The following is a 7,036-nucleotide window of genomic DNA, read 5'->3' on the forward strand; positions in this document are numbered from 1 at the left end:
AAAACACGCGGCCAACGGGCTTCGATTCCGGGGGTATCGTCGCGCCCGCCCGGCTGGTGGGCGCCGCCGACCTGGGCGGCGACCACGGCATCTCGGACTTCTTCGCCATCGACAGCGCGACCGGCAGGCTGCGTTCCCACATCAGCGCGCCCGGCGACCAGTACGGGGGCCGCTGCGACGCGATCACCAGGATCGAGTACTGCGCGGGCATCGTGGCCGGCAACGACCGGCTGTACCTGGGGACCGAGCAGCACGACGGCGGCGGCCAGCACGGCCAGACCAACGAGATCGTCGCCTTCGACCTCACCACCGGCCGGCAGACCGGTCAGCGCGCCGACGCGGGCGACGGCTACCAGATCTACCCGCTGCGCACGGACGGCGGCGCCCTGCTCGCCTACAAGCGCCCGCCCTACGACAAGGGCGGCCAGGTGGTGAGCATCGACGGCAACAGCTTCAAGGAGACCGTGCTGCTGGAGACCCCGGCCACGCGGGACGTACGGGCCGCGCAGACCGGCATGTCCCCGGACTACGCGGAGATCCTCTTCCGGCACGGCCGCCTCTACATGGCGTCGGTCTACGCCCACAAGCAGCGCTCGTCGGCCTTCGGCAAGGAGTACCTGGCGCTGGCCTTCGGCGCGGGCGGCTGAGCCCGGCCGCCCCCGGCCCCGCCCCCGGCCCCGCCCCCGGTCCGCCCGGGAGCGGGGCCGCGCGCGTCACTCCGGGGGTGCTTCCGCGCGCCGGGTGTTTCGGCGATCCGGGGCACTTCTCGCCGGTAGGGGCAGCGCGCCGGAGGACGAGCGTGTAGCTTCCGGGAGGGAACTGGGGGGTTGCCGATGGGAGTGCGGCTCATGGTGGTCGACGACCACCGACTGCTCGCCGAGGCACTGGCCTCGGCGCTGAAACTGCGGGGGCACCGGGTGCTGGCCGCGGCGGCGCCCGCGGCGGGCGCGGCGGAGCTGGTGATCAGCCGCGCACCGGAGGTCTGCCTGCTGGGGACGGCGGCGCCGGCCGAGCCGCATGTGTTCGACCCGGTGACGCGGATCAAGCAGGAACGCCCGCAGGTGGCGGTGGTCGTGCTGGGCCCGGTGCCCTCCCCGCGGGGCATCGCCGCGGCCTTCGCCGCGGGCGCCTCGGGTTACGTGCGGCACGACGAGCGCATAGAGGGCGTGGAGCGGGCGATCACGAAGGCGCGGGCCGGTGAGGCGGCGGTCGCCCCGCAACTGCTCCAGGGCGCCTTCGGCGAGCTGCTGAACCCGGCCGCCCAGCCGGACGACGAGGCCCAGCGGCTGCTGCGGATGCTCACGCCCCGGGAGGTGGAGGTCCTGGTGCGGGTGGCGGAGGGCGAGGACACGCGGCTGATCGCGGCCGGGATGGGCATCGCCCCGAGCACGGCCCGCACCCATGTGCAGCGCGTCCTGATGAAGCTGGGCGTGGGCTCCCGCCTGGAGGCGGCGGCCCTGGCGGCCCGCACGGGTCTGCTGGACCGCGCGGGCCGCACCTGAGGGGGGAAGCGGACGACCGGGGCCTACTGGGCGTCCGGCCCCTCCGCGGGCGGCTGGGGCGCCGCGGCCGGCCGCAGCTTCAGCCACACCAGGAAGAACACGCCGAGGGCGAGCATCCCGATCCCGGTCCACAGGTTGATGTTGACGCCCTGGGCCTTGTCGATGGCCGCCTGCGAGTCGGTGATGCCGGTGATCGTGACGATGACCCCGTAGAGGACGAACAGCCCGCCGATGATCCGCCGCAGGTCGAAGATGCGCGCGGCGGTCGCGGACTTGCCCTCCAGTTCGGTGACTTCCCGCTGGACGTCCGCCTCGGAGTGGCCGGAACGCTCGGGCCGGTCGGGGTTCTGGGACTGTGACATGGTTTCTCCATCCTCCCGCGGTCAGAACGAGAACGGGATGTAGCAGGCGGCGGCGAGGACGACGGCGCCCCAGCCGAGCAGGGCGGGCTTGCGGTACCAGGCCTCGTCGCCGGGGGCGGGCGCCTCGGCCATGCCGGGGGACCTGGTGCCGTAGACGAGTCCTTGCAGGGCCGCTTCCGGCTTGGGCTTGGTGAACAGGGTGACGGCCACCATGACCACCGCGCCGGCGACGAAACCGGCGATCGCCGAGACGAAGTTGGCGCCCTGGTCGGTGGGGATGTGGATGATGTCCTTCTTGTACAGGACGAAGTAGTTCACCATCGCCGCGGTGGTGCCCGCGAGCAGGCCCCAGAAGCCGGACTTCACGGACGCGCGCTTCCAGAACATGCCGACGATGAACACCACGAACATCGGCACGTTGAAGAAGGAGAACAGCGTCTGCAGGTAGCTCATGATGTTCGAGAACGACGACGCCAGGAACGCGGTGCCGACCGAGGCGAGCACGCCTATGGCGGTGATGAGCCGGCCGAACCGCACGTAGTAGGAGTCCTCGCGGTCCTTGACGACGTACTTGGCCCAGATGTCGTTGGTGAACACGGTGTTGAAGGACGACACGTTGGCGGCCATGCCGGCCATGAAGGCGGCGAGCAGACCGGTGACCGCGATGCCGAGGACGCCGTTGGGCAGCAGTTCCTGCATCAGGTAGGGGATCGCGTCGTTGTACTGGAGCCCGGAGGCCGAGGTGCCGATCTTCGGGACGACGGCGGCGGCGACCAGACCCGGGATCATCACCAGGAAGACGATGAAGATCTTCGGGAACGCGGCGATCAGCGGGGTGCGCTGCGCGGCCGAGAGGTTCTTCGCGGACAGGGCGCGCTGCACCTCGGCGAAGTTGGTCGTCCAGTAGCCGAAGGAGAGCACGAAGCCGAGGCCGAGGACGATGGTCAGCCAGTTGGCGCCGAGCGGGTTGGCGTGGCCGATGCCGGTGCCGCCCCAGGCGGTGGTGAAGTTCGCCCCGTGGGTCTCGGTGAGCTTGTGGGTCAGGCCGTCCCAGCCGCCCACCTTCTTCAGGCTGAGCACCACGAGCGGGATGAGGGCCGCGAGGATCACGAAGAACTGCAGCACCTCGTTGTAGATCGCGGAGGACAGTCCGCCGAGGGTGATGTAGGCCAGGACGAAGAAGCCGGCGACGACGATCGCCACCCACTGCGGCCAGCCGAGCAGCGCCTCGACGACGATCGCGAGGGCGTAGAGGTTCACACCGGCGATGAGGATGGCCGCGAAGGCGAACAGGATCGAACTGAGCAGGTGCGCGCCCCTGTCGAAGCGCAGCAGCAGGAACTCGGGGACCGAGCGCACCTTGGAGCCGTAGTAGAAGGGCATCATCACCAGGCCGAGGAAGACCATGGCGGGGATGGCGCCGATCCAGTACCAGTGCACGGTGTAGGCGCCGTACTGGGCGCTGTTGGCGGCCATACCGAGGATCTCGGTCGCGGCCAGGTTGGCGGAGATGAACGCCAGGCCGGTGATCCACGCGGGCAGGGAGCGTCCGGAGAGGAAGAAGTCGAGGCTGGTCTTCACGGAGCGGCGGGCGGCGAAACCGATGCCGAGGACGACGACGAAGTAGATGGCGAGGATCGTGTAGTCGAGGGCGTTGGTCGGCAGCCGTAGCTCCGCCGCCAGGTACGCGGGTGCGTATGTGGGGGATGTGGGGGTTTGCATAAAGAACTCGCTTCGTTGCGCGAACGGATCCAGCCGGGAACCTACGCCTTCGCGTTCATGAATTGAACACTTTTGTTGGTTGTCTTTGTTTGATTGTGATGTGAACCCCGTGGCCGGCCCGTGCGTCGCACCGGTAGCCTCCCATGGTGAGTTGTGATGTGTTATGTTCGATTGTGTTGGGTGACTGAGTGGTCGGGTACGGCCCGGGCTTGGACGAACAGGGAGTCCGACAGTGAAGAAGACCTCGACCCGGCTGGCCGACGGTCGTGAGCTGATCTACTACGACCTGCGTGACGACACCGTCCGCGACGCCGTCGACCGGCGCCCGCTGGAGCCGACCGTCACCACCTCCGAGATCCGCCCCGACCCGCTCCTCGGCGACGCCGTCGCCGTCGCCTCCCACCGCCAGGGCCGCACCTACCACCCGCCGGCCGACGAGTGCCCCCTGTGCCCCACCCACGGCGAGCGGCTCACCGAGGTCCCGGACTCCTCCTACGACGTGGTGGTCTTCGAGAACCGCTTCCCGTCGCTGGCCGGCGACTCGGGCCGCTGCGAGGTCGTCTGCTTCACCTCCGACCACGACGCGTCCTTCGCCGCGCTCACCGAGGAGCAGGCGCGCCTCGTCCTGGAGGCCTGGACCGACCGCACCTTCGAGCTGTCCCACCTGCCCGCCGTGGAGCAGGTGTTCTGCTTCGAGAACCGCGGCGCGGAGATCGGCGTGACCCTCGGCCACCCGCACGGCCAGATCTACGCCTACCCGTTCACCACCCCGCGCACCGCGCTGATGCTGCGCTCGCTGGCGGCCCACAAGGACGCCACCGGCGGCGGCAACCTCTTCGACGCCGTCCTGGAGCGCGAACTGGCCGGTGAGCGGGTCGTCCTGGAGACCGAGCACTGGGCGGCCTTCGTGCCGTACGCGGCGCACTGGCCCTACGAGGTCCACCTCTACCCCAAGCGCCGCGTCCCCGACCTGCTCGCGCTCGACGAGGCCGCGCGCACAGAGTTCCCCCAGGTCTATCTGGAACTGTTGCGGCGCTTCGACCGGATCTTCGGCGAGGGTGAACCGCCGACGCCGTACATCGCCGCCTGGCACCAGGCGCCCTTCGGCGCGCTGGAGGAGTTCGACGGAGTCGTCCGCGAGGACTTCGCCCTCCACCTCGAACTTTTCACCATCCGCCGAACTTCCGGCAAGCTGAAGTTCCTCGCGGGCTCCGAGTCCGGCATGAACGTCTTCATCAACGACGTGCCACCGGAGCGCGCGGCCCAGCGATTGCGAGAGGTAGCGAGTTCATGAGCGGGAAGTACCTGGTGACGGGTGGCGCGGGTTACGTCGGGAGCGTGGTCGCCCAGCACCTGCTGGAGGCCGGCCACGAGGTCGTCGTGCTCGACAACCTCTCCACGGGCTTCCGCGAGGGCGTGCCCGCCGGCGCCTCCTTCGTCGAGGGCGACATCCGCGACGCCGCCAAGTGGCTCGACCCCTCCTTCGACGCGGTGCTGCACTTCGCCGCGTTCTCGCAGGTCGGCGAGTCGGTGGTGAAGCCGGAGAAGTACTGGGACAACAACGTCGGCGGCACCATGGCGCTGCTCGCCGCGATGCGCGAGGCCGGCGTGCGCAAGCTGGTCTTCTCCTCCACCGCCGCGACCTACGGCGAGCCCGAGCGGACGCCGATCCTCGAGACCGCCCCGACCAGGCCCACCAACCCCTACGGCGCCTCCAAGCTCGCCGTCGACCACATGATCACCGGCGAGGCGGCGGCGCACGGCCTGGGCGCGGTCTCCCTGCGCTACTTCAACGTGGCCGGCGCCTACGGCGCCTGCGGCGAGCGCCACGATCCCGAGTCGCACCTGATCCCGCTGGTCCTCCAGGTCGCCCAGGGCCGCCGCGAGGCCATCTCGGTCTTCGGCGACGACTACCCGACCCCCGACGGCACCTGCGTGCGCGACTACATCCACGTGGCGGACCTCGCCGAGGCCCACCTGCTCGCGCTGCGGGCCGCCGCCCCGGGCGAGCACCTCATCTGCAACCTCGGCAACGGCAACGGCTTCTCCGTCCGCGAGGTCGTCGAGACGGTCCGCCGGGTCACCGGCCACCCCGTCCCGGAGGTCGTGGCCCCGCGCAGGGCCGGCGACCCGGCGGTGCTGGTCGCCTCCGCCGGCGCCGCCCGCGACAGGCTCGGCTGGAACCCGTCCCGCGCGGATCTCGCGGGAATCGTCGCGGACGCCTGGGAGTTCGCGCAGCACATCGCGAGGGAGCAGTAGTGGGGGCACAGCAGGTCCGGGACTCGTTCGCCGAGCTGTACGGCACCGGCCCGGAGGGAGTGTGGGCGGCACCCGGCCGCGTCAACCTCATCGGTGAGCACACCGACTACAACGACGGCTTCGTGATGCCGTTCGCGCTGCCGCACGAGACGATCGCCGCCGTGGCCCGCCGCGACGACGGCGTGCTGCGGCTGCACTCGGCCGACGTCCCGGGCGACCCCGTCGAACTGCGCGTGGCCGACCTGGCGCCCGGGTCCGACAAGGACTGGACGGCGTACCCGGCGGGCGTGGTCTGGGCGCTGCGCGAGGCCGGCCACGCGGTGCCGGGCGCGGACGTCCACCTGACGTCCACGGTGCCCTCCGGCGCGGGCCTGTCCTCCTCGGCGGCCCTGGAGGTCGTCGTCGCCCTGGCCCTGAACGACCTGTACGGCCTCGGCCTGAAGGCCTGGCAGCTGGCCCGCCTGTGCCAGCGCGCCGAGAACGTCTACGTCGGCGCCCCCACCGGCATCATGGACCAGACGGCCTCGGCCTGCTGCGAGGCGGGCCACGCCCTCTTCCTCGACACCCGCGACCTCGCCCAGCGCCAGATCCCCTTCGACCTGGCACGCGAGGGCCTGCGGCTGCTCGTCGTCGACACCCGCGTCAAGCACGCCCACAGCGACGGCGAGTACGGCAAGCGCCGGGCCGGCTGCGAGAAGGGCGCGGCGCTCCTCGGCGTCGACGCCCTGCGGGACGTGCCTTACGACGGCCTGGACGCGGCCCTGGAACGGCTCGGGGACGAGGAGGAGATCCGCCGCCTGGTCCGCCACGTGGTGACGGAGGACGCCCGCGTCGAACGCGTCATCGCCCTCCTCGAATCCACCGGCGCCCGCGCGATCGGCCCGGTCCTGACCGAGGGCCACGTCTCCCTGCGCGACGACTTCCGCATCTCCTGCCCGGAGCTGGACCTGGTCGTCGACACCGCCCTGGCCGCCGGCGCGCTGGGCGCCCGCATGACGGGCGGCGGCTTCGGCGGCTCGGCGATCGTCCTCACCCGGGAGTCCGACGTCCCCTCGGTCACCGAGGCGGTCGAACAGGCCTTCGCGCAGGCCGGTTTCACTACCCCGCGCGTCTTCGAGGCGGTGCCCTCGGCGGGGGCGCGGCGCCTGATCTGACGGCGCGCCGGAGCGGGGCCGGCGGCACCGGGCGCGA

At 71.1% G+C, this 7,036-nt stretch carries 6 protein-coding genes and 1 pseudogene; 5 read left to right on the forward strand and 2 right to left on the reverse strand.

Annotated features, from left to right (window positions below; all coding sequences use genetic code 11):
* Both ACFC02_RS23985 and ACFC02_RS23990 read left to right on the forward strand, forming a co-directional pair.
* Positions 1 to 647 (forward strand): annotated as a pseudogene (locus ACFC02_RS23985) (hypothetical protein); the annotation flags it as partial.
* A 186-nt stretch (positions 648 to 833) separates the two neighbouring features.
* Positions 834 to 1,502, forward strand: coding sequence for a LuxR C-terminal-related transcriptional regulator (locus ACFC02_RS23990; RefSeq protein ID WP_360978101.1), 669 nt, complete (start codon positions 834 to 836; stop codon positions 1,500 to 1,502).
* 23 nt (positions 1,503 to 1,525) lie between these two features.
* Here ACFC02_RS23990 and ACFC02_RS23995 read toward each other — a convergent pair whose 3' ends face one another.
* Complete coding sequence (locus tag ACFC02_RS23995) at positions 1,526 to 1,864, reverse strand: hypothetical protein (protein WP_376360861.1); 339 nt, start codon at positions 1,862 to 1,864, stop codon at positions 1,526 to 1,528.
* 21 nt (positions 1,865 to 1,885) lie between these two features.
* Positions 1,886 to 3,586 (reverse strand): sodium:solute symporter family protein, encoded by a 1,701-nt coding sequence (locus tag ACFC02_RS24000; protein ID WP_376360864.1) that lies wholly within the window; start codon positions 3,584 to 3,586, stop codon positions 1,886 to 1,888.
* Positions 3,587 to 3,818: 232 nt separating this feature from the next.
* On the opposite strand from ACFC02_RS24000, the gene galT reads away from it, so the two are divergent.
* Genes galT through galK form a run of 3 tightly spaced genes read left to right on the forward strand, consistent with a single transcriptional unit; the run spans position 3,819 to position 6,999 of the window.
* The gene (gene galT, locus ACFC02_RS24005) at positions 3,819 to 4,880 is read left to right on the forward strand and encodes a galactose-1-phosphate uridylyltransferase (protein ID WP_376360867.1); all 1,062 of its coding nucleotides are present in this window, start codon (positions 3,819 to 3,821) and stop codon (positions 4,878 to 4,880) included.
* On the forward strand, positions 4,877 to 5,845 hold the full coding sequence (gene galE / locus ACFC02_RS24010) for a UDP-glucose 4-epimerase GalE (RefSeq protein ID WP_376360870.1): 969 nt from the start codon (positions 4,877 to 4,879) through the stop codon (positions 5,843 to 5,845). The genes galT and galE overlap by 4 nt, the downstream gene beginning before the upstream one ends.
* Positions 5,845 to 6,999 (forward strand): galactokinase, encoded by a 1,155-nt coding sequence (gene galK / locus ACFC02_RS24015; protein ID WP_376360873.1) that lies wholly within the window; start codon positions 5,845 to 5,847, stop codon positions 6,997 to 6,999. The genes galE and galK overlap by 1 nt, the downstream gene beginning before the upstream one ends.
* The last annotated feature ends 37 nt before the right edge of the window (positions 7,000 to 7,036 follow it).

It is taken from the genome of Streptomyces sp. NPDC056160 (assembly GCF_042268205.1).
Lineage (GTDB): Bacteria > Actinomycetota > Actinomycetes > Streptomycetales > Streptomycetaceae > Streptomyces.

Excerpts from the sequence above, each read along its gene's own strand:
- ACFC02_RS23990 (WP_360978101.1), top strand. The coding sequence starts at position 834 with ATGGGAGTGCGGCTCATGGTGGTCGACGACCACCGACTGCTCGCCGAG.
- ACFC02_RS23995 (WP_376360861.1), bottom strand. The coding sequence starts at position 1,864 with ATGTCACAGTCCCAGAACCCCGACCGGCCCGAGCGTTCCGGCCACTCC.
- galE (WP_376360870.1), top strand. The coding sequence starts at position 4,877 with ATGAGCGGGAAGTACCTGGTGACGGGTGGCGCGGGTTACGTCGGGAGC.
- ACFC02_RS24000 (WP_376360864.1), bottom strand. The coding sequence starts at position 3,586 with ATGCAAACCCCCACATCCCCCACATACGCACCCGCGTACCTGGCGGCG.